Origin of the sequence: Aneurinibacillus thermoaerophilus, assembly GCF_019603355.1 — a bacterium.
GTDB lineage: Bacteria > Bacillota > Bacilli > Aneurinibacillales > Aneurinibacillaceae > Aneurinibacillus > Aneurinibacillus thermoaerophilus.
Genome location: NZ_CP080764.1, coordinates 1903770 through 1930768, shown reverse-complemented (window position 1 = coordinate 1930768; position 26999 = coordinate 1903770). Strand labels below are relative to the sequence as shown.

The 26999-nt window shown below is 45.4% G+C and carries 25 protein-coding genes; 20 read left to right on the top strand and 5 right to left on the bottom strand.

From position 1 onward, the window contains the following. Nucleotides 1–114: 114 nt before the first annotated feature. The 7 genes from K3F53_RS10035 (at nt 115) to K3F53_RS10010 (ending at nt 6774) form a co-directional block, all read left to right on the top strand. Nucleotides 115–1665: a spore germination protein gene (locus K3F53_RS10035; RefSeq protein ID WP_220558924.1), complete on the top strand. Its 1551-nt coding sequence runs from the start codon at nt 115–117 to the stop codon at nt 1663–1665. A gap of 20 nt (nt 1666–1685) precedes the next feature. After that, nucleotides 1686–2786: a GerAB/ArcD/ProY family transporter gene (locus K3F53_RS10030; protein WP_057898727.1), complete on the top strand. Its 1101-nt coding sequence runs from the start codon at nt 1686–1688 to the stop codon at nt 2784–2786. After that, nucleotides 2773–3972 (top strand): Ger(x)C family spore germination protein, encoded by a 1200-nt coding sequence (locus tag K3F53_RS10025; RefSeq protein ID WP_091260032.1) that lies wholly within the window; start codon nt 2773–2775, stop codon nt 3970–3972. The genes K3F53_RS10030 and K3F53_RS10025 overlap by 14 nt, the downstream gene beginning before the upstream one ends. A 184-nt stretch (nt 3973–4156) precedes the next feature. Next, nucleotides 4157–5734, top strand: coding sequence for an alkaline phosphatase family protein (locus K3F53_RS10020; RefSeq protein WP_057898729.1), 1578 nt, complete (start codon nt 4157–4159; stop codon nt 5732–5734). Between the two features lie 175 nt (nt 5735–5909). Beyond that, entirely contained in the window at nt 5910–6356 is a 447-nt protein-coding gene (locus K3F53_RS10015) for an SACOL1771 family peroxiredoxin (protein WP_057898730.1), read from the top strand. A gap of 123 nt (nt 6357–6479) precedes the next feature. Next, on the top strand, nt 6480–6611 hold the full coding sequence (locus tag K3F53_RS19685) for a hypothetical protein (protein ID WP_257721591.1): 132 nt from the start codon (nt 6480–6482) through the stop codon (nt 6609–6611). Beyond that, a complete protein-coding gene (locus K3F53_RS10010) occupies nt 6595–6774 on the top strand; it encodes a hypothetical protein (protein ID WP_057898731.1) in 180 nt (59 codons plus the stop codon). Before K3F53_RS19685 ends, K3F53_RS10010 begins: the two co-directional genes overlap by 17 nt. Here the strand turns inward: K3F53_RS10010 and K3F53_RS10005 are convergent. Then, complete coding sequence (locus K3F53_RS10005) at nt 6758–8245, bottom strand: amino acid permease (protein ID WP_082705965.1); 1488 nt, start codon at nt 8243–8245, stop codon at nt 6758–6760. The two genes, K3F53_RS10010 and K3F53_RS10005, sit on opposite strands and share 17 nt — an antisense overlap. 635 nt (nt 8246–8880) lie before the next feature. Here K3F53_RS10005 and K3F53_RS10000 point away from each other — a divergent pair. From K3F53_RS10000 to K3F53_RS09985, 4 genes are all read left to right on the top strand, one after another. Next, nucleotides 8881–9321: an NUDIX domain-containing protein gene (locus tag K3F53_RS10000; RefSeq protein ID WP_057898733.1), complete on the top strand. Its 441-nt coding sequence runs from the start codon at nt 8881–8883 to the stop codon at nt 9319–9321. A 351-nt stretch (nt 9322–9672) separates the two neighbouring features. Continuing rightward, complete coding sequence (locus K3F53_RS09995; protein WP_057898734.1) at nt 9673–10815, top strand: Ger(x)C family spore germination protein; 1143 nt, start codon at nt 9673–9675, stop codon at nt 10813–10815. A 469-nt stretch (nt 10816–11284) separates the two neighbouring features. After that, entirely contained in the window at nt 11285–12190 is a 906-nt protein-coding gene (locus tag K3F53_RS09990; protein WP_408863345.1) for a chemotaxis protein, read from the top strand. 75 nt (nt 12191–12265) lie between these two features. Then, the gene (locus tag K3F53_RS09985; protein WP_156424030.1) at nt 12266–12424 is read left to right on the top strand and encodes a hypothetical protein; all 159 of its coding nucleotides are present in this window, start codon (nt 12266–12268) and stop codon (nt 12422–12424) included. Between the two features lie 74 nt (nt 12425–12498). Here the strand turns inward: K3F53_RS09985 and K3F53_RS09980 are convergent, their stop codons facing one another. After that, nucleotides 12499–13260 carry an SIMPL domain-containing protein gene (locus K3F53_RS09980; protein WP_220558923.1) on the bottom strand — a complete coding sequence of 254 codons (762 nt, stop codon included), beginning with the start codon at nt 13258–13260 and terminating at the stop codon, nt 12499–12501. Between the two features lie 89 nt (nt 13261–13349). Beyond that, nucleotides 13350–13655 (bottom strand): hypothetical protein, encoded by a 306-nt coding sequence (locus K3F53_RS09975; RefSeq protein WP_057898737.1) that lies wholly within the window; start codon nt 13653–13655, stop codon nt 13350–13352. A gap of 147 nt (nt 13656–13802) precedes the next feature. On the opposite strand from K3F53_RS09975, the gene hflX reads away from it, so the two are divergent. The 4 genes from hflX (at nt 13803) to glnA (ending at nt 18296) form a co-directional block, all read left to right on the top strand. Continuing rightward, on the top strand, nt 13803–15062 hold the full coding sequence (gene hflX, locus K3F53_RS09970; protein WP_057898738.1) for a GTPase HflX: 1260 nt from the start codon (nt 13803–13805) through the stop codon (nt 15060–15062). A 28-nt stretch (nt 15063–15090) separates the two neighbouring features. Beyond that, nucleotides 15091–16359 carry a methionine gamma-lyase family protein gene (locus K3F53_RS09965; RefSeq protein WP_057898739.1) on the top strand — a complete coding sequence of 423 codons (1269 nt, stop codon included), beginning with the start codon at nt 15091–15093 and terminating at the stop codon, nt 16357–16359. A 125-nt stretch (nt 16360–16484) separates the two neighbouring features. Beyond that, nucleotides 16485–16892 (top strand): MerR family transcriptional regulator, encoded by a 408-nt coding sequence (locus K3F53_RS09960; RefSeq protein ID WP_057898740.1) that lies wholly within the window; start codon nt 16485–16487, stop codon nt 16890–16892. Between the two features lie 69 nt (nt 16893–16961). Continuing rightward, complete coding sequence (glnA, locus tag K3F53_RS09955) at nt 16962–18296, top strand: type I glutamate--ammonia ligase (RefSeq protein WP_057898741.1); 1335 nt, start codon at nt 16962–16964, stop codon at nt 18294–18296. Nucleotides 18297–18337: 41 nt separating this feature from the next. Here glnA and K3F53_RS09950 read toward each other — a convergent pair whose 3' ends face one another. Next, a complete protein-coding gene (locus K3F53_RS09950) occupies nt 18338–20518 on the bottom strand; it encodes a sensor histidine kinase (protein WP_057898742.1) in 2181 nt (726 codons plus the stop codon). Continuing rightward, nucleotides 20505–21200, bottom strand: a complete 696-nt coding sequence (locus tag K3F53_RS09945) for a response regulator transcription factor (protein ID WP_057898743.1) — start codon at nt 21198–21200, stop codon at nt 20505–20507. The genes K3F53_RS09950 and K3F53_RS09945 overlap by 14 nt, the downstream gene beginning before the upstream one ends. Before the next feature lie 268 nt (nt 21201–21468). Here K3F53_RS09945 and qhpC point away from each other — a divergent pair, with 268 nt between their 5' ends. The 5 genes from qhpC to K3F53_RS09920 are packed head-to-tail and all read left to right on the top strand — an operon-like array spanning nt 21469 to nt 26985. Continuing rightward, entirely contained in the window at nt 21469–21789 is a 321-nt protein-coding gene (gene qhpC / locus K3F53_RS09940) for a quinohemoprotein amine dehydrogenase subunit gamma (protein ID WP_057900312.1), read from the top strand. Between the two features lie 16 nt (nt 21790–21805). Next, a complete protein-coding gene (peaA, locus tag K3F53_RS09935; RefSeq protein ID WP_091260013.1) occupies nt 21806–23440 on the top strand; it encodes a quinohemoprotein amine dehydrogenase subunit alpha in 1635 nt (544 codons plus the stop codon). 19 nt (nt 23441–23459) lie between these two features. Beyond that, a complete protein-coding gene (locus K3F53_RS09930; protein ID WP_091260011.1) occupies nt 23460–24923 on the top strand; it encodes a radical SAM/SPASM domain-containing protein in 1464 nt (487 codons plus the stop codon). After that, the gene (locus tag K3F53_RS09925) at nt 24920–25987 is read left to right on the top strand and encodes a YncE family protein (RefSeq protein ID WP_139184908.1); all 1068 of its coding nucleotides are present in this window, start codon (nt 24920–24922) and stop codon (nt 25985–25987) included. Before K3F53_RS09930 ends, K3F53_RS09925 begins: the two co-directional genes overlap by 4 nt. Before the next feature lie 35 nt (nt 25988–26022). After that, entirely contained in the window at nt 26023–26985 is a 963-nt protein-coding gene (locus K3F53_RS09920; protein WP_220558922.1) for a hypothetical protein, read from the top strand. Nucleotides 26986–26999 lie beyond the last annotated feature (14 nt).

Genomic DNA, 26999 nt, shown 5'->3' with positions numbered 1-26999 from the left:
TCTTATTTACCAACTTGGGATATATGGATCGGAGCCCTGGTATCTTTTCTTGTCCCATTCGGTATCTTTAGCCTATTTAAGTGGCTACGCGGATAAAAAACGGAGGATTTTGTTATGTTTAAGTGGTTGAATTCACGTAAAAAAAAAAGCCAAACTTCTTCTGCTGCCATTCATCCGAGCGAGGTACGTCCGTTGACAAGCAGTTTACAGCGCAACCTACAAGTAGTAAGAGAGCAAATTGGACATAGTCCTGATGTAATTTTTCGCCAGTTTTCCTTTTGTGGCACATTATGGAAAGCAGCTATTGTTTATATTGATGGTTTAGTAGATAAGACAGCTTTGCACGAACAAATCATGAAACCTTTAATGCAAGAGCCTACAGCAGCAGAAAAGGCAAAACAACTTTCTGATGGAGCAGCACACATAAAAAATTGGGTGATAAATTCTGGCATTCCGATAGCGGAAATAAAAGAGGCACATAACCTGAACGATTGTATTCTTGAGGTACTTTCCGGAAATGCGCTTTTGTTCATTGATGGAATAGACAGTGGTTTCATTCTCGGCATAACCGGCTGGGAGGGTCGTTCCATCGATGAACCGGTTACCGAATCGCTTGTACGGGGACCGCGGGATGGTTTTGTGGAAACGCTTCGCAACAATACGGCGATGCTTCGGCGGCGAATCAAAGATCCAAATTTCACAATGGTTGTTTACAAAGTAGGCCAACGTGCAAAAAAAGATTTAGCGATTGTTTATATAAAAGGAATCGCTAATGAGGAGTTAGTAGCGGAAGTAAAAAGAAGGGTGGAAAGGATTAATATTGATGATGTTCCGGAATCAGGGTATGTTGAACAATTAATTGAGGATAATTACCTTTCCCCTTTTCCTCAAGTACAAAACACGGAAAGACCCGATCGGGTGATGAGTGCATTAATGGAAGGACGTGTAGCTCTTCTATTGGACGGTACTCCCTTCGCTCTTATCGTACCAGTTACATTTTCTATGCTTATGAGTTCACCAGAAGATTACTATGAGCGCTGGTTGCCTGGCTCTTTAATTCGGGCTATGCGATATGGTGCCACTTTTACTGCCTTGTTTCTCCCTGCCTTATACATTTCTTTAATTTCATATAACCAGGGGCTTATTCCAACAAAGTTAGCGATCTCCATTGCTGCAACAAGAGAGGGGGTTCCCTTTCCTTCTCTTATTGAAGCGTTGATGATGGAAGTTATCATTGAAATTTTGCGGGAAGCCGGGGTTCGCCTACCCAAACCGGTAGGACAGGCTGTCGGCATCGTAGGAGGGCTCGTTATTGGTCAAGCAGCGGTGGAAGCCGGAATTGTAAGCCCGATCATGGTTATTGTCGTTGCCTTAACCGCCATCTCATCCTTCGCTTTTCCCCAATATGGGGCTGGGATTGCGATTCGGATGCTCCGCTTCGGAATGATGATGTCGGCTGCTGTGCTTGGTCTGTACGGTGTTATTTTGTTTTTCATTCTGATTAATGCTCATCTTGTAAAATTGAAAAGCTTTGGCGTTCATTACACGGCTTCTTTTACCCCTTATCGGCCAAAGGATTGGAAAGATATGGTGATTAGAGCCCCTCTGATGATGATGAAGCAGCGACCGGAAATGAACAAAACGCAAGATCGCAAACGGCAATAAACAGGAGAAGGAGGCCTTTCATGATTAGCCATCCGAAAGATCGAATCACGCAGACACAGGCTACTATCGTCGTAGCCAATACCATGTTAGCAACAGGCATTCTTACGCTGCCCCGCAGAGTATTGGATGCTGCCGGAACAGCGGATGCCTGGATTTCTCTGCTTTTAGGTGGCCTTATTTCCTTGTTTGCCGGGTATATGATCACAAAAGTAAGCCTCCTATTTCCCGAGTACACTTTCTATCAGTACAGTCAAGCTCTTACCGGAAAGTTTATTGGTACGATTCTTAACGTGCTCCTGATTGTCTATTGTATTTTTGTCTGTGGATACGTAGTGCGGATTTTAGGGGAAGTCATCCATGTCTTTGTGTTAGAAAAAACACCGATTGAAGTGGTAATCATTGTATTTATGAGTGTAGCCACTTATCTAACAGTGGGGGGCATCAATCCGATCGCACGGCTGTGCGAATTGTTTACCCTCCCTATCGTCCTGATTCTTTTTTTAACTTTGACGTTAAGTTTTAGCCATTTTGAACTGGACAATCTTCGTCCACTGCTAAGTGAAGGGTTCACGCCTGTATGGGAAGGGGTAAAAAATACCGCCTTTTCTTTCACGGGATTTGAAATCATGTTCATTGTGACCGCATTCATGACAGAGCCAAACAAGGCCGTAAGATCAACTATTACGGCAATTAGTACGATAATCGTTTTATATATATCGGTGGTCGTGGTGGCCATTGGTATCTTTACGGTAGAGGAGCTGAAGACGCTGACATGGCCGACCATGACGCTGGCGAAAGATATCGAGTTTCCCGGCGCTTTTTTCGAACGTTTTGACTCTTTTCTGGTGATTGTCTGGATTATGGCCATCTATACAACTTTTGTCCCTTATCATTATGCAGCCAGTCTGGGTTTGGGACAACTTTTCCAAAAAAACATGTATTATTTTGTTTTTGGAGTGTTACCGGCCATCTACATTATCGCTATGTATCCGAAAGATTTAAACGCCACTTTTAAACTGGGCGAGTTTATGGGATATTTAGCAATATTCTTTACTATGATTATTCCAATCTTCTTATGGCTTGTGGCTAAAGCAAGGAGGGGGAATCATGAAAAAAACTAAAAGGACATTCATGTTCTCTCTTCTCCTCTCCCTCATCATGATAACAGGTTGCTGGGATCGGGTAGAACTTGAAGACATTGGTATCGTGCTTGGAGTCGCTATTGACGAATCTGCAACGAAAGCAGCGAAAAAACAGGAAAAGGAAGAGTTAAAGGGACAAGCAAAGGAACGTAAGCATATTTTGATGGTTCACCATTTTATCATACCACAAGAAGTGGAAGGAAAAACCAGAACGGGAAAGAATAAGCCGTATTCCAACGTTGTCAATGAAGGCGAAACCATCTTTGAAATTGTCCGAGAGCTGTCAACCCGCGTAGCACGTCCCCCAAACTATGAGCATCTAAAAGTGATCGTCATTAGCGAAGAGATAGCTCGTTCTACTGATTTACGCGATATTATCAATTTTTTCCTTCGCAATCCTGAATCAAGACGGACGATCAAAATGCTTATCGCGAAAGGAAAAGCACGGGAAACGTTCGAAAAAAAGCCACCGATTATGGCTAATCCAGCCTTAAAAATGGCGAAAATGATTGAAAACACCAAGAAAACCCTGCGGATGGCACCCGAAATGACACTGGGTGACATGTCGGAAAAACTAACGTCGGAAACCAGCTTTGTTATGCAGCGTGTAGTCACCTCCAAAACGGGAACAAAAGTAGCCGGAGCCACCGTAATAAACGGAAAAACCCACAAAATGGTCGGTTGGCTGGGTGAGGACGAAATGGAAGGGCTAAACTGGATGAGCGGAAAAGGAAAAGCAGGCATTGTGAAAGGAACAGACCAAAAAACAGGAAAAACCATGGTGTATGAAGTAGGAAAAATGAGAAGCAGGATTAAGCCGAAAGTGCAGGGAAATAACATCTCTTTCACCGTAGACATCGAGACGGAAGGGTCACTTCGTGAAGACTGGTTGGAGCCGGGAAATGCTTTCAAAGAAAACTTAATAAAAAGAGCCGAGAAGGCAGCAGAGATGGAAATTAAACGTTTAACTCAGAAGGCGCTGACAAAAACACAGAAGAAGTTTAAAGTTGATGTGGCCGGATTTGGCAAACAGCTCAGTATCTACTACCCCAAAGTTTGGAAGGAAGTCAAAAAAGACTGGGATAAACATTTTAGCAAAATACCTGTAGATATTAACGTGAAAGTGCAAATCAGCGAATTCGGAACGAGAGGAACGAAGATGTAATACAAAGTCATTCAGCTGGCGATGAGCGGGTGAATGTATAATATCGTTTTTCTGTGGAAGCTTAAGATTATCCATTGCCAGAAGCGAACCAAAGGAATAAAGAAATGCCGCGACAGCAAAACCGGAATATGAACGGCTGGACGGTTTCCTCAAACCGAGGCGGCGCTGGAATAGGGGATAAGCAATGAAGGGTAAACGATATTTGACCATTGCTATTGTTGTCATGCTGACTGCGCTTGCAGGAGGATGGAATCTTTTTTTTCGTCTTCCGAACCCAATCGATATAAAAATGAAATCCTCTTCGCCTGTGGAGAAACCTGTCATTCTGCTCATGATTGATTCATTGATGCACAAGCCGCTACAGGAAGTGATCAGGGACGGACGCGCTCCTGCGCTCGCGTTTTTGCTCAAGCATGGACGGTATTTTCCCAAAATGGTAAGTTCTTTTCCCACCATGTCCGTTACGATTGACGCGACGCTTTTAACCGGAACATATCCTGACCTGCATCGCGTGCCCGGACTTGTCTGGTATGACGCAGCCGAGAACCGTATCGTCAATTACGGTAGCGGGGGAATAAGGGAAACGTTGAAGACGGGGCTTGGACAAATGTTGTATGACAGCCTGTATAATTTAAATAATGTTCATCTAAGCCGCAATGTTAAAACGATCCATGAAGAGCTGGCTGCCAAAGGAAAAGCGTCCGCCTCTGTTAATGCGCTTATTTATAGAGGCAAGACGCCTCATATATTACATACATCTGCAATGATTCCGGTAGATAAAACATTTCCTGCCCGTTTGAAAACGTTTGGGCCGGAATGGTTCTCGCTAGGCGTGCTATCGCAAATTGAGCCGGATAGTCGCTACCATCATGCTTGGAAAAAGTTCGGATTTAATAACAAATTCGCTGCTGATGAGATCAAGTACCTAATTCAAAAGAGAAAGCTTCCCGCTTTTACCATCGCTTATTTTCCTGAGTTGGATCAGGCCATCCATAAAAAGGGAATCACAGTTACCAGAGAGATTGAGAGGGCTGATCGACAGATACAGGAGATATTTGCGGCGTATGGATCGTGGGAGACAGCGCTCAAAGAGGCGATTTGGATTGTTATGGGCGACAGTGGACAAACGTCGATCGGCGGCGAACGGAAAGAGGCATTGATCGATTTGCCTTCCCTTTTGTCTTCTTATCGGATTGCAGAGGAAGGGAAGCCAGCTCGGAAAACGGATCAAATCGTGCTTGGTTTTAATGAGAGAATGGCGTATGTTTATGCGCTGGATGAGCGGTTGTCCCTGTCCGAAATTGCCCGTTCCCTGCAAAAGGATAAACGGATCGATGTGATTGCCTGGAAAGAAGGTTCTTTCATTCGGATCGTAAACGGAGGAAAAGAAGGGGATTTTTTCTACCGGCGGAACGGTCGGTACATTGATACGTATGGACAGACGTGGTCTATGCAAGGAGATGCTTCCGTTCTGGATCTATCTGTAACAGGAAACCGAATCGCATATGGCAGCTATCCTGATGGCCTGGCTAGATTATATGGTGCCCTGCATTCACATCCGGGGCGCTATCTTATACTAACAGCTAGACCAGGGTGCGAATTGACGGGGCCGAGTATTCATACGCACATTAATGGGGCCGGGCATGGTTCGTTGCACGAACAGGATTCCCTTGTGCCCCTTATTGTCAGCGGTACGGATCTTTCCCCAAAACATTTGCGGATTGTGGATATGAAGGATTGGATTTTACGGTTGATCCGCTGATGAGGCTTTTATTTTACAGCGCCAGGCCACATAAATAAAAAATAGAAAGAAAAAGGAATTTTGACTACCACAGCGAATGAATATCATAATTAATACTTTTTATATGCGGATTGTGGATGTGAAAGCGAATAGGCAAAAAAAATCGCTGGTTTATTTTTAAAGGGGGGATGGGACTATGGCGGAACACCATTTTTATTTGACGGCAGATTGGAAAGGAGGACGGGACGGAGAAGGGCGCATTTCCGTGGGCAACCTGCAAGCGCCGATTTCCGTTCCAAAAGAGATGAACGGTCCAGGCGTTGGCACGAATCCTGATGAGATGCTGATCGGCGCGGCGGCGACCTGCTATTTGATTACGCTGGCAGCCATTCTCCAAAACAGGGGAATTGGCGTATCGGATTTGCATTTGGAGTCAGAAGGAATCGTGATCATGGAGGGCAGCAGCCCGCGTTTTCAAAAAATTATCCACCGTCCCCGCATTACGTTGGAAGCGGAAGCTGCAGAAGAGCAGATCGAGACCGTAGTTGTGCTGGCTGAACGCGCCGAAAAAGCGTGCATGGTTTCCAAAGCTGTCCAAGGAAATGTGGAAGTGCTTGTGGAGGCCGATGTTGTAATAGCATAATTTAAGAAGTGTTTTCCCGCGTTGTACAATCTAACGTAAAAATTTTCCGTGTTTCTTTCTCTGCTTCTAACAAAAAATATACATGCAAATCATAATTGATAATAAGGAAAGGGTTACAAAGTTATGAAGGATCAAGAAACGAAAAATCAAAGCACAGAACAGAGAATGAAGCAGGCGGATAAAGAAAAGGATACGGAAAGAGCACCGGGTTACGGGGATAAGAAGCTGGAGGGGCCGAATGCTCCGGCTACATAACTTCGGTCTGTTGACAAATATCCCTCTTCTTCCTGTGCTTATGTTGACTTTCCGCGAGACCACACAGGAGGAAGAGGCATATTGTCGCTTTTTTGCGCTAGTACAAAGCCCGGCTATGTGCCGGGCTATCTTTTTGTACGTCAAGCTTATTGATCGCGGCTAAAATCGCACTCATGCAAAGGAATGACTTTTGTTTTCTTAATAAACTTATATCCCAGCCAGAGAATGAGAAACAATGGCAGACCGATATAGGAAACGAGCACGCCATTCCAGTCGATTTTCTCCTCCATAAACGCGCCGTAGTTCTGGCCGAGAATGATGATAATACAGAGCACAAGGGCGAAGAGCGGACCGAACGGGAACCATTTCGCTTTGTAAGGAAGCGCGTTTATATCTCCTCCCTGAGCCACGTATGCCCTGCGAAAGCGGTAATGACAGATTGCGATGCCAACCCAGGCGATAAATCCGGACATACCGCTCGCGTTCAGCAACCAGATGTACACGGTACCGTCACCAAACAGCGAGGACAAGAACGCTAACATGCCCACAAGCGACGTTATGTAGAGAGCATTGACAGGAATGCCGCGTTTATTTACTTTGCCAAGGAATTTCGGTGCCTTTCCTTCCTTGGCCAGCATCCATAGCATCCTCGTACAGGCGTACATGCCGGAGTTGCCCGCTGAAAGGACGGCGGTCAGAATAATGGCGTTCATAACTGAAGCCGCAAATGCCAGTCCCGCCTTTTCAAACACTAGAGTGAAAGGGCTTACAGCAATATTTTCAATATCAGAATTGATGAGACGTTCATCCGTGTATGGAATCATCAGGCCAATGATCAGAATAGCCAAAATGTAAAATAAAAGAATTCGCCAAAATACTTGTTTGATGGCTCTTGGTACGTTTTTCCCTGGTTTTTCGCTTTCCCCTGCCGCGATGCCGACCAGCTCGGTGCCCTGGAAAGAGAAGCCCGCGATTATAAAGACGCTGAATATGGCCATAAATCCGCCGTGGAACGGGGCGTCCCCTACGGTGAAGTTTTTGAATCCGACCGCTTCCCCTCCCATAATGCCGAAAATCATACTGATACCGACAATAATAAAAGCGAGAATGGAAATAACTTTGATTAATGCGAACCAGTATTCGCCTTCCCCGTATCCTTTGACCGATAAATAGTTAAGGCCAAACATGATACCGAGGAAGAGGACGCTCCAGAGAAGCGAAGAGCTATCAGGAAACCAGAACTTCATGATAAGAGCCCCGGCCGAGATTTCTACCGCGATGGTCACGGCCCAGTTATACCAGTAGTTCCAACCAAGTGCGAAGCCAAGCGCCGGATCGACAAATCTGGATGCATAGCTGCTAAAAGAACCAGATACTGGTAAAAATGTAGCCATCTCACCAAGGCTTGTCATTAAAAAGTAGACCATAATGCTAATAGCTAGGTACGCGACGAGCGCGCCGCCGGGGCCGGCTGAGTGAATGGTTGCACCGCTTGCCAAGAAGAGGCCGGTTCCGATTGAACCACCGATGGCAATCATGGTCAAATGCCGCGCTCTTAATCCGCGATGCAACTGGCTGGAAGTATCGGTTACCGGTTCGATCATTTCGTTTACTTGCAATGGAGATTGGCTCATGTAACCACCTCATTTTTTGATTTGTAGTATAGAGAAGAAAAGTTTTGGAGATGAACCGATATGCGAATTTTTAGCATTCACCTTCGCACAAAATAAAAAGAATAAAGTATATAATTTGTTTTTCAATTTACTAAATTTTATTGCAATTATTTCGCCAATTTGGGCACAAAAATGGGAAGCTCGTAGAAAAAATTTCAGGCTTAAGCTCTTTTATTGACAAAACAATAGAGAAGAACAAGCTTTATTCGTTGTGTCCGGTGCAAGAAGCAGGATGGAAGGGGAATTTTTCCTGCAAGAAAAATAGCAAATGCAAAAAAAATGGCGTATATTTTGCTATTTTTTTTGCATTGAATTTTGAATGATGATTATAAAGCGTAAGTTTTTATTGAAATGGTTGATCTTGTGCAGGTATAATAAAAAATAAAAAAGCGATGGGTTTCCTTTGACTGAACTGGGAATAGGTAGCTAGGGTTCCGCTTTATATTTGATATGAAGGACTGCGACCGAGCGCTACAGATCTTGCTTTGTGCAAGAGGCACCTATTGGCACAAAAAGCCCGAGGGGGAAAGTTCAGCGTATTTGCGCTGCTTTTCTTCTTTGGGCTTTTTTTATTTTTTAAGGAGGTTGAATACGTAATGAAAAAAGCGACACAAATTCGTCCCGGGGTGGCCATTATTATTTTCGACGAACAAAATCGGGTGTTACTTCAAAAAAGGGCGGATGTCGGGTTGTGGGGAATTCCATCAGGACATGTAGAACCTGGTGAGACGGTGTTGCAGGCTGCTGTCCGTGAAGCATGGGAAGAGACAGGCTTACGAGTTGCGATAACACGGTTAATTGGGATTTATTCTGATCCTGTTTCGCAAACGTTTTATTATCCGGATGGTCGCGTCGTACAGTTTGTTACCACATGTTTTCAAGCGCAGGTTATAGGGGGAAAATTATCTCCCCGCTGCGCCGAGACGCTTGAACTGGCTTATTTTCCGCACGATCGTCTGCCTTCAGAGCTTTTGCCAATGCATCCAAAATGGCTGGAAGATGCGCTGGCTAACCATGATCTTCCGTTTCTTCGCTAGTATTCGGAGTCGTATCAGCGAAGCTGTTACCAAGTGCTAACTTAAAATAGCAACGAAGAGGATTTTTCTTCTGTAATCTTTGGGTAATTGACGGAGATCTTGTCCATACTACTCCTAAGAATATACTGCGCCAAAGAAGTCAATTTATATTTTTATTTCTTAACATCGGGTATCCCTTACACTTTTTGTGACGTATAACCTTTCTTGCCTGTATAGTAAAAAGACTGGCAACTATCGTGTTTTTCATTTCTGCTTTTTGTAGTTATTGTATGCTTCAGAACTTCTCTGCTTTTCTCGTTGTGTGTTTTTAGATGTAATGGGTTATACGTTATTGGAAGGAAGAGAAGATCGATGAGAAAGCGGGCAAAATTTATTGTGGTATGTTTATGGCTATTTTTTATGTCGGGCTGTGGCGATCGGCTTGATGTGGAGGACTTAACGCTATCTTTAGCGTATGGGATTGATTTAGATAAAGATAATGAGCTAATGGTTTATCAAATAAGTCCGGTTTTTAGTAAAGATACAAAAAAGAAATACGAAGTGTATGGATCCAAAGTGAACACAGTCAGGCAGGCAAGGGAGAGGTTTAACAGTACAGCGAACGGTCAAATTGCTACCGGAAAAGTGCAAGTATTTCTATTGGGTGACAAAATATTGAAAAAAGAGGGCAGCGTACCTTATCTGGACGTGGCTTATCGCGATCCGAAAAACACGGGAAATATGCGTATGGTTGCTGTGAAGGGGCCAGTTTCTTCTGTTTTGAACAGTAAGTTTAGCGATAAGCCTCGCTTTCCTGTGTATATAAATAATGTAATTGATGTGGCAAATCAGTCCAATGAAACGGTTTTTACCACGCTGCAAAAATTCCATAAAATGTTTTTTGATAAAGGGATTACGCCTGCGATTTCAGAAATAAAAGCAGATAAGACGGGAATTGTTGTCACTGGGTCTGCGCTTTTAAATGATAGAGGAATGTATAAACTGTCGCTAACTCGTCGAGAAAGTGCGTTACTTCTTATTTTGCAGGACGAAGCAAAGTTGCCGGTATCCCTTACAATCCGTATGCCTCCAGGATCATTTAAAACCCTGAATTTTCGTGAAAACGTAAAAGGGACTAACTTTGTAACAATAAATGTAAATAAAATTAACCGTCGTATTTCGACAAATTATAGAAAAAACCATTTTTCATTTGATGTAAAGATGAAACTTGATGTTACATTAGTGGAACGTACGTTTCATATCGATATGGAAAATGAGAAGGAGAAAGAACAATTAACTCTTCTCATCACGGATCAACTCGAAAAAGAATTAAATAGGTTGGTTAAAAAAGTGCAGAAGCACCATCTCGATCCGTTTGGATTTGGATGGTATGCACGTGCTTACCAATATCAGCAATGGAAAAAGATTGATACTCACTGGATGGATGAATTTTCAAGGGCGACTGTTAGAGTAGCACCAATGATACAAATCAAAGCTCATGGTGTGATTCAATAAAGATTGTATGCATTTGAGTGAATTTGAACAGCGCTGTTATGATGATTGGGCGAAGGAAATTTATTGCCCAGTCTTCTGGATATTAAAAAATGACAAAAAGGGATTCTGACGAGAGAGAAAACGGAGCGATTACAATCCTTAAGATAAATAAAATAAGACGGAATACTATACGTGCTGAATGCGGTTAGAAGGCAATCTTAAATGGCAGACAGTCCGGGCCCCATGACAGGGTACAGGACTATCGTTATTTTTGTCCACAATGTCAATGTCGTAAATGTCGCAGTATGGAAAGGCCAGGAATAGTATTAAAATACTGCGTACAAAAAGAAAAAACAAACAAATTTCTAAAAATATATCAATATTTATGTAGAAAAAACCTAAATTTATAAGGTACTCTATTACTAGAAATAATGTCTTATAAATCATAGTTTGCTTATGGAGCAAGTCGAAAGGAGACAGGAACATGGACATAGAAAATAACAAAGGAATTCTTCTGGAAAGTGGTACAAATGAACTGGAGATTATCGAGTTTGGCATTGCTGGGGAAGTGTTTGGCATTAACGTCATTAAAGTACGTGAAGTCATTAATCCACTGCCGGTGACGCGCACGCCGAAATCCCATCCTCATGTAATGGGCATTATTCAGTTGCGTGGAGAAGTGCTTCCAGTCATTGATTTGGCAAAAGCGCTCGGCTTTCCGCCATCTGAGCATCCGGAACAGGACAAATTTATCATTGCGGAACTCAATCAGATGAAGGTGGCCTTTCATGTGCATTCAGTTTCGCGCATTCATCGGATTTCTTGGGAACAAATCGAGAAACCATCCGAGCTCACACGCGGCCTTGAAAGCAGTACAACCGGTGTGGTGAAAATGGAAGATCGCTTTATTTTGTTGCTTGATTTTGAAAAGATCGTGGTGGACATTAGCCCGGAAGCGGGATTCCAAAGCGGACAGATGCGGGAGCTTGGCGAGCGGCCCATTTCGGCCAAGCGCATTTTGCTGGCGGAAGATTCTGCCATTCTGCGCAAGCTGATCGAAGAGACGCTTCATAAGGCAGGATATACGCACGTTGAAGCATGCGAGGACGGAAACGAGGCATGGCGCTATCTTGAACACCTTGTCGGCACAGGGCAGGATGTAACCGAGCATATTCAACTGGTAATTACAGATATCGAAATGCCGGGAATGGACGGGCATCATCTGACAAAACGCATTAAAGAACATCCGGAGTTGCAGAAGCTACCGGTTGTCATTTTTTCGTCGCTGATTACGGATGATTTGCGCCATAAAGGAGAGAAAGTGGGTGCAGATGCACAGGTAAGTAAGCCGGAAATTGTAAATCTTGTGAAAGTGATTGACGGTTTAATTTTGTAACTTGGCTTTTGTCTTCGATAATTTTTTGCGATTCGGCCATACTAAAAATAGCGTTTATAAAAAGGGGGAGCTTTCATGACTGACGAAAATAAACGCCAGGCGATGGAGCGGGTACATCCGCGCAGCCACCCGTCGCGTTTGGATCAGTTTGGCCGGGACGGACAAATTCCGATTACTGGGCAGGAGCCGCCGCGGTTCATTTCTATGACGGAAGCCGAAAGAGAAGAGGAATAGGAGAAAATGCCCCACAAGTAAACCTGCGGGGCATTTTCTTCGTCTTTCTAGCTCCTTTTGTGAAGAACGTGAAGTTAGTATGAATAGGTTGCTGTTACAGTGCTTTCGATCTTCAATTCGCCCGGATACACCTGGCTGCTCGCGTTGCTCTTTTCTTGTGCGCTATAGTCGGCAACCACTGACTGGCGGTACATAGGAATAGGCTGAGGGGTAATGTTGTCAGTGATCTGCACGATGTCTTTAATTTTCACGCCGGCATGTTTCGCTATGCGTTCCGCCTTTAGACGGGCATTATCCATCGCTTTATCCATGGCTGCGAGTTTGTGCTCCTCGATTTTTTCCGAACTAAACCAGACATTTTCAATCCGGTTGGCTCCGATAGCGACAGCGGTATCCATCACCTGTCCGATCTTCTCCAGATTACGGTATTTGATCTGGACGATTTGTTCGACTTGATACCCTTTAAATTGCTGCTTGTTGTTTTCCCACGTATACTCCGGCATGGTGGAAAAACGCACGGTTTGTATGTCTTTTTCGGCGATTTGCAGGCGGATGAGCGCGTTATGAATCGTCTTGAATTGCTGGGCATTCTTTTCCTGTGCTTCCCGGGCTGTTTTTCCTGTTGTATATAACCCGAGCTGAATGTAGGCGATATCTGGTTGTACCGTAACTTCTCCATGACCGGTCACGGTGATTGTGCGCAGCGCGGCGGGGGCAACAACTTCTGAACTTTGCACGGATGTTTGGGCATAGGCGGCAGGCACCCATCCGGAAATAATAGACATCCCGAGAAGTAGAGCACAAGATAATGTTCTAACAGTAGGTATATTCTTCATATTTATCTCTCCTATGTCCATGTTTTACTGTATAGACGATTCTTTTATAAAATAGGTTGCGTTTAGAGGGAAGGAATGTTTACCTTTCCCTATATTTTAATACGAAAACGTTTGATCTGGTCCCAGAGCGCTTCGCCTACCAACACTTCTTTTTGCTTGTCGCCAATCAAGTCAAAATGAGGGAATTCTTCGCGGTGATGAAGATGTTGGCTGCCCAGGCCATATTTTTCCCCCCATGCGAGTAAAGCAGCGAGATCGGCGCATCCTGCTTTTGTGACCGTCGTAATATCGGGGCAGCGCGGATGGAGCCAGAAATGGGTAATGAACGCCACTTCTCCTCTGCGAACTTGTTCTTTCCATGCTTCAAGCTCTGCACGTTTCACGCCGAAAGCCATCTTCTTCCTCCTTTCTGCTGGAATCTTCGTGTTTATGTGATAGAGATTTGGTAAGATAATAAAGAAACTTCTACAACGCAAGCACGTTCTGTGGCTAACATAGAAGCTTGCATATTACGTGTGTGAAAGGAGGCGTTTTTTATACACATTGTCGATGAACAAAAAACCGAGCAGGCGATCCTCATCGGCTGCTATAAGAAACACGGTGACCAGCGCCGATTCGAGCTGTCTATGGAGGAATTGGCGGAGCTAACCCGGACGGCGCAGGCGGAGGTTATCGCTTCGCTGACACAAGAGCGGAATCAAATAGATGCACGCTTGTATGTAGGCAAGGGCAAAGTCGAAGAAATCAATCAGCTTGCGCTTGAGCTGAAAGCCGATCTCGTCATTTTCAATGATGAGCTGACTCCGATGCAAATCCGCAACCTTGAGCAGGCCATTGAATGCAAAGTGATTGACCGCACCCAGCTCATCCTCGACATTTTTGCCCAACGTGCCCATTCGCGCGAAGGAAAATTGCAGGTTGAGCTGGCCCAATTACAGTATAGATTACCGCGTTTGACAGGGAAAGGGGCGGGGCTGTCGCGACTTGGAGCCGGCATCGGAACCCGGGGGCCGGGGGAAACCAAGCTGGAGACGGATCGGCGCCACATCCGCCGCCGTATCAGCGAAATCGAACACCAGTTGGCAGAAGTAAAAAGGCACCGTCTGTTGTACCGTGAACGTCGTAAAAAGAACGAAGTGTTTCAGGCAGCACTTGTCGGTTACACGAACGCAGGAAAATCGACCATTTTGAACCGTCTCACCGGGGCGGGCGTTCTGGAAGAGGACAAGCTATTCGCTACGCTTGATCCGACATCGCGCCGCGTACGGTTGCCTGGAGGCGAAGAAATTATCATGACCGACACGGTGGGATTTATTCAGGACTTGCCGCACCAGTTGGTAGCCGCGTTCCGTTCCACGCTGGAAGAAGCGGCAGAAGCGGATGTTATCGTTCAGATCGTCGATGCATCCCATCCAGACCACCAAATCCACATGGAAGTGGTAGACAGCGTGCTTACCGAACTTGGGGCGGGCATGATCCCGCGCTTGACAGTATTCAATAAGATGGATGTGGTTGCCGAAGCACCGATTGCGCCGGTAACAGGCGAAGTCTTGTACATATCCGCACACCGTCCGGAGGATATAAAGCGTCTACTTATGGTCATCGAAGCACACATAAAGAGTCGGTATGCCCGGTATACGCTGCGCCTGCCGACCATACGTGGCGATTTATACGCGCTTGTGCGCCGTAACTTGCATATCGTCCACGAAAATATTAGCGAGGACGGCATGTACTATGAACTGCAAGTGGAAGGTCGAAATGTTACACAACTTTCCCCGGAACTTTTGCAGTTTATCATATAAAAAAGTAGAGGTAGAGAGGGAAGATAGCGTGTTTTCGTACTTGATGCATGGAGATAAACTGGCCCCTTATGTAGAGCAGGTAGAAGCGGAGATTTATCCACGCCTGCGCGAGATTGAAAAAATAGCAGATTACAACCAGTTCAAAGTGCTGAGGGCGTTTCAAAAACACCAAGTCAGCGATTTTCACTTTGCTCCGTCGACCGGATATGGATACGACGATATGGGACGGGAAACATTGGAAAAAGTGTATGCCGAAGTATTCGGCGGGGAAACGGCGCTCGTGCGCACGCATATTTTGAGCGGTACACATGCCATTGCGATCACCTTGTTCGGCCTTCTTCGTCCGGGAGATGAGCTTTTGTATATTACCGGCGCACCGTATGATACGCTGGAAGAAATCGTCGGCGTAAGAGGTCACGGCAAAGGTTCGCTCAAAGAGTTCGGGGTGAGCTATGCCGCCGTACCGCTGACGGAAGCGGGAGAGATCGACAAAGAAGCGGTGGCTCGTGCCATCAACAGTCGGACAAAAGTGATCGGCATTCAGCGCTCTCGCGGCTATGCTGACCGTCCTTCTTTTACGATCGAAAAAATAAAGGAAATGATTGATTTCGTAAAAGCAATTCGTCCGGACATCATTGTCTTTGTGGATAATTGTTACGGAGAGTTCACCGAGAGCAAGGAGCCGTTGGAAGTTGGTGCTGACATTATGGCCGGGTCGCTTATTAAGAACCCTGGCGGCGGTCTTGCCAAGAGTGGGGGATATATCGTTGGTCGGGCGGATCTTGTGGAGATGGCGTCCTACCGGATGACCGCACCGGGGCTCGGCGCCGAGGTCGGTTCGACGCAGTATGGGACGCTGGAAATGTTCCAGGGCTTTTTCTTAGCGCCGCATGTCGTTGGTGAAGCGCTGAAGGGAGCGGTATTTACCGCAGGCCTTTTGGAAAAGCTCGGATTCAAAACGAACCCGCGCTGGGACGCGCCACGTACCGATTTGATCCAATCTGTCGAATTCGGCACGGCAGAAGGGCTGGTGACATTCTGCCAAGGAATCCAGAAAGCCTCGCCAGTCGATTCGCACGTTGTACCGCAGCCGGGTGCGATGCCGGGATACGCCGATCCGGTCATTATGGCGGCCGGCACGTTTATTCAAGGTGCCAGCATCGAGTTGTCCGCGGATGGCCCGATCCGCTCGCCGTACCTGGGGTTCGTCCAGGGTGGCCTGACTGCTTCCCATGTTAAAGTTGGTGTACTGACCGCGCTCGACGAAATGTTAAAAAAGAATTTGTTACAAATTTAAAAAGAGGCGGTATCTTTCAAAAAATATATGTAAAATTATCTTACATGTATTGACGATAAAACCTGACATGTGTAGAATAAGAACTAAGGAAGCAAGGAGATTCGCCGGCGAAAGGAGATAAAAACGTGAAAGACAAAATTCGCCGTAATATGGCTCTTTTTCCGATAGGGATTGTGATGCAGCTGACTGAATTATCGGCCCGTCAAATCCGTTATTATGAACAGCAACAGCTTATTTCTCCGGCGCGGACGAAAGGAAACCAACGCCTGTTTTCATTCAACGATGTCGACCGCCTGCTGGAGATTAAAGCGTTGCTGGAGAAAGGATTAAACATTGCTGGCATCAAACAAGTGCTGGAAATGAAACACGAGGAAAAGCGCAACGAGAACATGATTGATGAAAAAACAGAGCAGAAACGCAGGGAACTTACCGACCGCGAGCTGCATGAACTGCTCAAGCAGCAGATTATGCACGCGAATCGGCCGGGACAGACGCCGCTTAACTGGGGGGAGCTTTCCCGCTTCTTCCATTAAAAAAAATAAAAGCAAAAATAAGGGAGTCTCCTTGCTTATGAGGAGAGATTTTTAAGGAGGTAGTTTGAGATGGCAGCAAAGTACACGAAAGAGGATATTTATCGCTTAGTCAAGGAAGAGAATGTAAAATATATCCGCTTGCAGTTCACGGATCTACTTGGAACGATTAAAAACGTAGAAATTCCGGTAAGCCAGCTCGAAAAGGCGCTCAATAACAAGATGATGTTTGACGGTTCTTCCATCGAAGGTTTTGTACGCATCGAAGAATCCGACATGTACCTGTATCCGGATCTTGACACATTCGTTGTCTTTCCGTGGACGACGGAAGATGGCAAAGTGGCTCGCTTCATTTGCGATGTATACACACCAGATGGCAAACCGTTCATGGGGGATCCGCGCCAAATCCTGAAAGCGGCGCTGCAAGAAATGGAATCATTCGGCTTCACTTCGTTTAATCTCGGACCGGAGCCGGAGTTCTTTCTATTCAAGCTGGATGAACACGGTCAGCCGACAAACGAGTTGAATGACCAAGGCGGATATTTTGACTTTGCCCCGCTGGATCTTGGTGAAAACTGTCGGCGTGACATCGTGCTGACGCTCGAGCAAATGGGCTTCCAAGTTGAAGCGTCTCATCATGAAGTAGCACCTGGTCAGCACGAAATCGACTTCAAATATGCGAATGCTGTAGAGGCGGCTGACCAGATCCAAACATTTAAGCTGGTAGTCAAAACGATCGCACGTAAACACGGTCTGCACGCGACCTTCATGCCGAAACCGTTGTTCGGTATTAACGGTTCCGGTATGCATTGCAACCTGTCTCTATTCGCAGGCAACAAGAACGCGTTTGAAGATCCGTCAACTGAACTGGGACTAAGCGAAACAGCTATGCATTTCTTGGCTGGCATCATCAAGCATGCCCGTGGCTTTGCAGCCATCACAAACCCGACTGTAAACTCCTATAAACGTCTTGTTCCTGGTTATGAAGCACCTTGCTATGTAGCATGGTCTGCAAAAAACCGCAGCCCGTTAATTCGTATTCCGGCTTCCCGTGGCTTGAGTACCCGGATTGAAGTACGCAATCCAGACCCGGCCGCAAATCCGTATCTGGCATTAACGGCATTGCTGGCTGCCGGTCTGGATGGCATTAAAAACAAATTGCAGGCACCTCCGGCGATTGACCGCAATATCTATGTAATGAATGAAACGGAACGCCAAGAAGCGGGCATCGCAAGTCTGCCGGCTACGTTGAAAGAAGCGATTGAAGAACTGAAAGCCGACGAAGTGATTTGCAAGGCGCTCGGTGAACACGCACTTGAGCACTTCATTGAAGCAAAAGAGATCGAATGGGATATGTTCCGTACCACTGTTCACTCGTGGGAACGCGATCAGTACATTAATTATTAATAGTTTAAGAAAAACTTGCGGGCATTGCCCGCAAGTTTTTCTTAACTCCTGCTATCTTCCTTCTCCATATGCATAACTGGAAGAGAGATAATAATTGTAGTGCCAACATCGGAATTTGTCGTAATCGAAATGGTACCGTTATGCTTTTCGATGATACCTTTCGCGATGCTGGTTCCCAGCCCGCTCCCGGTTATTTTCGCTTCTTTCACTTTCGGTTCGCGATAAAACATCGTAAAAATTTTTTCCATGTTTTCTTCTGATATCCCCATGCCATTGTCTTTAATTTCCGTTATAATAAACTCTCCTTTTTGATAGCACGCAATCTCGATGCGGATTTTTTCTTTTTCCCGCGAATATTTCACCGCATTGCTCAAAATGTTTACGAGCGCGCGGTTGATTTTCGCAGGATCAACAAATACGAGCGGCAATTCAGGTTCGTATGAAGTATAAACGTCGATGTTCGGTTCCGCGAACTCTGCGATGACCATTTCCAGGGCATAGTCGATTAAGAAATCGAGGTTTATCCATTCTTTTTGAAAAGACAGCTGATCCATGTGCAAAGCAGAAAGTTCAAACAAATCGTCAATCAATTGAATCGTATGATTAATTCGGGTGAGAATCGTGCGAATAAATTCTCGTTCTTTCTCCGGCGGAAATTCGTACTTATGCAAAGCTTGCAAATATCCCTTAATGGTTGTCAGCGGCGTTTTTAAATCATGGGATACCTGTGCAATAAGTTCCGCCCGCGCCTGTTCTGCTCCCTTCAACTTCTCATACATTTCCGTTAGTTTTGTATTCGCTTCCTGCAACTCTTTTGTTCGTTCCCCTACTTTTTCTTCAAGTTCATTTGCCCGCTTCTTCAGTTCTGCGATGAGCTGTTCAATCGTTTGGCTCATCCTGTTGAACGTTTTCGTCAAATTGCCGATTTCATCCTGTGAGGTAATCGGTATTTCCTGATGATAATGACCTTTCCCGCTTTGTTTTAGCGCTATGGCCAAATTTTTCACAGGCTCGGTTACCGTTCGCGAAAAACGATAAGAAAAGAAAATGAGAAGGAACGCGCCGACGAACAAAAAGAACAAAAACGGAATGACGAATTGTTTCATTTGCGAAGATATTTGCACTTTCGTTTCGGCGATAATAGGATTCGCAATATCCGCTTCGGGGATATAAAAGCTCATCATCCATCTGCTGCTGGGAATGTTGGCAAACAAAAGATACGCGTTTCCCTCTGCTGTAGCCATCTTCACGATGCCTTTTTTCTTTTGTTTCATCTTTTCTATGTATGGTTTGAAGGCGTCCGAAGAGCTTCCAAAACCGGGAAGAGGGGTGGACAACTTCCGCCCGGATGGCTGATTGCTGGCGATCATATGGCCATTCTCGTCTACGATAAAGGCGAAAGCATTCGGTTCAGTGAAAGTGAAATCGAGAAATTTGCGTACCATACGGTCAAGCGGAAAGTCCACCCCAATAACTCCTTGTAATACTCCGTTTGGCGAATATACAGGAATGACAGCTGTTACTACCCATTTCCAATGCGTAACATCTTCATACGGGCGGGTCCATTTTACCGCCCGTTCCGGATTATGCTCGGCATCCGCAATATAATAAAACTCATACTGTTGGATCCGAATATCAGGAGGAAGTCGGCCCGTGGACACTTCATATTCAGCGTTTATCGGTGGATAGATAAAAAATCCGAATTCAGCAAAGCCGAAAAAGGCGGCTTTTAATCCTGGTTCGTTTTGCACCGTTTCTTTTAATAATGGTTCCAACTGAGATACGATCTCCAAATCGCTTTGCACATTTTTCGTTATAGGGGTCAAAGCGCTGAGAAAAAAACGGGAGTTTTGCCTATCAGGATAAAAGAAATACCCTTTCGGATCCCGTTGTAACGTGATCGTTGGCTTGCGCAAAGCTATAAAATCGGACTTTTTCGCAAATAAATATTCGGCTTGCTTGCGAATCAGTTTTAAATTGTGTTCGATTTTGGTAAATTCAGCATTATTGATCTCTGTTTCCTTTTCTAGTAACGCCAATTTTTGCATGAGCACATTGGTAATCGTTTTCTGAATTTGTTCGTTTGCCATTGTGCTCGACAGCGAATGAACCTGGATCAAACTATAACAACCGAGCAGGACATACGGAATAAAGGAAAGCAAGGTCGTAAAACAGACGATTTTAAGAAAAAAAGATTTACGTATGATGTTAAAAAGCCGCAAATTTATATCCAACTCCTCTGACCGTCAGAATATATCTTGGCTGAAGAGCGTTTTCTTCAATATTTTTCCTGAGACTTGAGATATGGACGACGACGGTTCGTTTCTCGCTTAACGTATTCATTCCCCACACATGATCAAGCAGTTGCTCAGCAGAGAAGACCCGATTCGGATGTTGCGCCAGAAATGCGAGCAAATCGAATTCTTTAGCGGTAAGAGGAATGCTTTTTCCGTCGCGGTAAACTTCTCTTGCGTGAAGATTAATGCAAATATTATCGAATTGAATATGCTGTTTTGTCTGTTGTTTTTGAAACTTTTGCAAAATGCGGTTTCGCCTAAGATGGGCGCGCACACGGGCCATTAGTACGCTAATGTTAAAAGGCTTTTCCACATAATCGTCCGCGCCGATGCTTAATCCCAACACTTTATCGGTATCCTTATTCTTGCAGCTTAAAAAAATAATCGGGCAAGAAGTGAGCATACGGAGTTGCTGGCAGATTTCAATACCATCCGAATCCGGCAGCATAATATCAAGAAGGATAAGGGAAGGGGAGCTTTTTTTAACTTTTTCCACCGCTTCGAGGCCTGACGAAGTAATGGAGTACGGCAAGGCTTCTTGTTCAAAGCAAGTAGAGAGCAGTTTTTGAATATCCTTATCGTCTTCTACAATGAGTATAGGCTCCATTTCGTTCACCTCTTTATACATTTGACTTGATGTATCCATATAGCGACATCGCTTTCTGAGATGTACATCTCTTTATCGAAATTTTCTTATAATTATACCTCATAAGTCAACTATTGCTTAAATTTTTTTGAAAAATATAAAGGTTTTATAGGAGAACTATCAAAAGAAGTTGATAAAAAGTTTATCGTTTTTTGATGAAAGTGTGACGCTAATTTGTCTTATAAAGTTTAAACTATTTAAAAAGTTTAAACTGGAAGGGGAGTGTAAAGTGAAACATATCAAACCGTTGAACTGGAAAGGAAAACAACTGGAAAAACGTATTGATCTCAAAAAAGAGCCGGAAGTGGAAGGGCTGGCTTTGCTGCCGATGGGATGCTCCACGTTGTTTGACCCGGGATGGGAGACGGATTTCTCGGGGATGGTGCTTGATGGCCTTTGCCAGCCGCATTATCGCGATATTTACGGATGTTATGGCGATTGCTGGTGGGCGGCGCAAGTGCCTGATGGTCTTACAAATTATAGCACATACTCTGATGTTTGCCCGGTTGCGGCGAACGATTGGCGAAAATTGCAGTATGTAAAGCCGTAGTGCGAGGGGAGAGGCGATGAAGAAAACAAGCATGCGCGTGATTTTACTGTTACTTGTGGTAGGTTGCCTAGGAATTCTTTTTATTTGGTTTCAAAATCAGTCGGACGTAAAAGAAAGCGCTTCAGTTATGAAGGTTGAAGGCGCCGTCCATGTCAGTAAACAAGTCGAAGCGTCGTGTATGGGCTGCCATGCGGTAGATGAAAACGGAAAGCTGGCACGCATCGAGTACATGCGGAAAACGCCGGAAGGATGGTCGCAAACGATCGCCAGAATGGAACGGATTCACGGGTTGAAGTTGACCGATGAGCAACGGCGGCAATTGATTCAAGATTTAAGCGCGGAGCGTGGCCTTGCTCCTGAGGAAGCCGAAGCTGTGCAGTATTGGACGGCAAATAAACCATCCTATACGGAATCTGTAAAGAATGAAAATGTACAAAACGCATGTATGACCTGTCATGCGGGTGGGCGTTTCATGGCCCAGCGACGGACCGAAGAAGAATGGAAAAATTTGAAAGATTTCCATCTCGTCATGCTTCCTTCTATTTATTTGAACCATCGTCATATGGACTGGCCGGTGGTGGCGGATGCGGCCATTCGCTATCTTGCTGAGCAATATCCGCTGGAAACAGAAGAGTGGAGGCAGTGGAAAGGAAAAGGTTATGATGTGCAGGGAAAATGGAAAGTCGTCGGATTTAGAGGCACAAAAGGGACATACATTGGGGATAGTGAATTCGTGAAAGACAAAGACGGTTTTGTGGAAACAAAAACCATCCGATATCTTCATGAACCGGGTTCACTTACTATGCGCGGACAGGCGCGCCTGTATACAGGTTATGCGCTAAGGACGCAGTATCAGCAGGACAAAAAGAAGCTCACCGGTACGTTTAATGTGCTGGAAGGTGGAACGGTCATTAAGGGAGATTGGTCTGATGCAAGTGATCCGGGCATTACGGGGGAAGAGATATATTATAAGGTGCAGACGGAAAAGCCGGAGATTATTCATATGGAACCGCAGGCGATCGAGCGGGGAAAAACGCAGGACATTACATTATACGGGATGAATTTGCAGCAACTTACGGCAAAAGATATGCGGCTTCCGGCGGGTGTTTCCGTGCAAAAAATAACGCCCGTATCAAATGAAGAAATAAAAGTCACGGTAGCGGTGGGCAAAAACGTTGCCGAAGGCTCGTTTGCTATCGGATCTGGACAGGTAATCAGCCATAAAAAGCTTGCGGTGTATCACCGTGTGGATTATGTCAAGGTGACGCCTTCATACGCCGTTTCGCGGGTAGGAGGGGCTGGACCGATGCATAAAGTAAGCACCCAATTCGTGGCATACGCTTATAGCAATGGCCCGGACAGAAAGAAAGGAACGGCGGATGATATGCAACTGATGCCGGTCAAAGCTAAATGGTCGCTTGCTCCGTATCCGGAAGGAAACAAGGGCGAGGATCTGGCTTATATCGGAAAGATAGATCAAAGCGGCTTGTTTACTCCGGGAACGGAAGGAACCAATGCGAAACGGGTGTTTACCGCAGAAAATGTAGGAAGTGCAACCGTTATCGCAAAATATGAAAGCGGTGGAAAAACACTCATCGGAAAAACGCACCTTATCGTAACGGTGCCTGACTACAATAATATTGTAAATTAACGAAAAAAGGGGGGATATTATGGGAACGATGCAGATTCGCAATTATATTGACTTTTTCGTTGATGGACATCATTACTTATTTCATGGTTTAACAGGGAATATTATGGAATTGGATGAGGCGGCCTCTTCATTTCTTTCCTTCGCTAAACAGCATGGGCAACCCATAGGGGATTGTACGGTTCTGGCAGAAGATGTGTATGCCGTTCAAATGCAAAGGGACGAAAAATGGCAGGAAGCCATAAGAGAGCTGGCAAAAATGGAAATCGTGCACGATGAAGGCGCGGAGGGTGAGGGGGTGTTTTCCCGCACCCCTTCTGCTCCCCGCCAAACAGATAATATGCCTGTAAAAACGCTTGTCGTTCATCTGGTCAATGAATGCAATTTGCGGTGTACGTATTGCTATGCAGGAGATGGGGAATACGGTGCCCCGAAAAAATATTTATCCAAAGAAGTAGCCGAGCAGGCTGTTCATTTTCTGATGGAAAACAGTTTTCATGAACAGGAAGTGACCATTGTATTGTTTGGCGGCGAACCTTTTCTAAACTGGGATGTACTACAGCATTTGGTTGAGTACGGCACGGAACAAGCCGAACTCTATGGCAAAAAAATTAGTTATTCGTTGACCACGAACGGGACGCTGCTTTCACCTGAGCGCATTGCGTTTTTAAATAGGTATTCCATAGGGGTGTCGGTCAGCATGGATGGTACGCAAGAAGCGCATGACAAGCATCGTCTCTTCGCTGGAGGACAAGGATCGTATGAGCGAGTGAGCCAAAATGTGGAGCGGCTGGTGGAAGGCCACCGCACCGCTCCGGTTGGTGCGCGGGTGACCGTATCCAGAGGATTTGAGGCGGTGGAAACGTCGCTTTCACATTTGCTGGCCAAAGGGTTTTATGAAGTAGGATTCGCTCCTGTTACCGAAACAGATGCAAATCTGCTATTAAACGGTGAAGAGTTGCGAGAATTGCTCCGGCAATTCGCAGACATTGCCGACTTATATGTGGAGCATGCGGTCAACGGACGTTACCTCGGATTTTCCAACTTAACCAATTTGCTAAAAGAACTCCATATCGGAACAAATAAAGCGTACGGGTGCGGGGCAGGGCTGGGCTTTTTTGCTGTTAGTCCCGACGGGGGACTGTATTTGTGCCATCGTTTTAATGAGGATGAACGTTTTAAAATGGGCGATATTTATTCGGGCATTCAGCGCGAACGTCAACGGGAGATGTTGGAGCAGCTGCATGTAGAGCGGAAAGAATCATGTACGATGTGTGCCCTGAAGCATATTTGCTCAGGAGGCTGTTATTATGAAGCGATGGAGCGGCAGGGGGATTTTCGTCGCCCGAACGCACACTACTGTGAATGGATGCACGAATGGATGGTGATCGGATTGAAAGCATATGTCAAAATTGCCAAGGCAAATCCAGCGTTTCTTGATCGGATTTCCGGCATCGGGAAAGAAGGGTGCGTGAGTCATTCGTGATGAAAAAAGTAATCGCTGTTCTTAGCATATGGTTGACATTGCTTATGTTCAGCTTTTCCGGCGCACATACAACAACAGCTCAGGGGTACACCGAACGGGTATTTGTGACAGGATACGGCGAACTGACGGTGATCGATCCTGCGATTCCGAAAGTTATCGCCAGTGTTAAAGTCAAAGGACCGACCCGGGATTTGAGTTTTACGGAAGATGGGACAAAGGCGTTGTTGCTCGCAAATGGGCGAACGACGTTGTATGTGATTGACACATTGCAAAACAAAGTGATGGATGAAATCAATCTGACAGGAAGAACGGATCAGGGCATGCTGGATCGCCGGGTATGGGGTTCGGCGATATCTCCGGATGGCTCTAAAGCGTATGCGTTTGTGACACAAGGGGAAAAACGAACCAATATTTTCAAGGCGCTTCCAAGCAAAATTATCGAGATCGATTTGCAAACCAAAAAGGTTACGCGCGATTTGGAAGCTCCTTACGGCATTCACGCCATGGTATTTAAAAAGAATGATCCGCACACATTGTTTGTATGGGGATATGATCTTTACACGTTGGATACGAAGCAATGGCAGCTAAAAGAAAAGGAAGGAATCAAAAACGGCAAGGATGGTTCTACGAATGTTTTGCTGCTTTTTCCGCGGGGGGATAACAGCAAGTTTAATTCTTTCCCGACGGTGACCACCTATCCGGATGGAACGGTGAAAGAAGGAATGAGCTGGACTAATTTGGAAACCGGAGAAGTCAAAAAGAAAGACTTTGACAAAGAGCCTGTCGGTATGTTTTCTGCCATTATCGATCCGGACGAACGTTACGGATATTCCATTATGAACCATTGGTATAAAGTAGACGCAAAAACCGGGCATGTGATAAAAGACGTAAAAGCACCTACAGGTACGATTTACGGCATTAACATGAGCACAGATGGAAAGAAGATTTATTTAGGCGGTGGCGGTAATGACTTTATTATCGCGGATACAGATTTGAATGTAGAGAAAATTTTAAAAACACCAACAGACGGAATGGATATTAAAGTAAAGGCGATTCGTAACTAACTGTTTTGTTTACGGTTCATATGGCGGCGCCGCCGATGAAACGGAAGGAAGGTGCATATATCATGAAAGAATTTGCGGTCGCGATCCAATCGCTGCGGGATTTGGAGCTTTCGAGGCAACCGTGGTCGGCTTGCACGCATTTAAATGAAATAGAGAGAAATATGCAGACGATGTTTTTTTCGGTATGGGAGCAAATGTGCGGGGCTAGGCGGCAGCCTGATCGCTTGTACTTTGGATCTGAATTTTGCCAGTATCGCCTTCCTTCTCTCACTGCTGTAAAGCAAGCACTTGCATATAGTCAGGAGCACGGTCTGGCGTTTACGTTTGTCATCCCGTATGTCCATACCGTGAAATTTGAGGCGCTGCCTGAAATTCTTGTTTACTTGCAGACAATGGCTGTAAAGGAAGAGCGGCCGCTTGAAGTTGTAGTTAATGACTGGGGGGTATATCACCATATCCGCAAGCATTTTCCCGTTTTGCATATTGTGATAGGACGATTGTTAAACAGGACGATTCGGGATCCGCGGGTAGCGGATTATTATGCGGATGAGAACGCGCCAACAGACGCTCGCCGTGTGTTTGCAGGGAGCGGGTTGTTGTCGGAATGGTTTGGACGTTTTTTGCAGGAGGGGAATGTGGCAGGACTTGAGTTTGATGAACTGATTCAGGAACATGCGCTGCTTGAATATTCATCGCCGTACATGCTGTCCTTTCATTTTCCGTTCGGCTGCGTGGCCAGCGGGAGCGCCTGTATGGTGGGATTTATGGAAGCGGAAAAAAAAGATAAGTTTCGCGGTGATCCGAACTGCCGACAGCAATGTCAACGCTATACGTTTGAGCTGAAAAACAGGCACATCCCGGATATGAGGCATCGCATTTTCCAAAAAGGCAACACCGCTTTTTATACCCATAACCGGGATATCGTAAAGCGGGGATTAGCGAACATGGCCAAAGCGGAGAGTGGGAGAGTGGTATACAGCCCGCGGATTCCCGTGTGAAATCCAAAAGATGG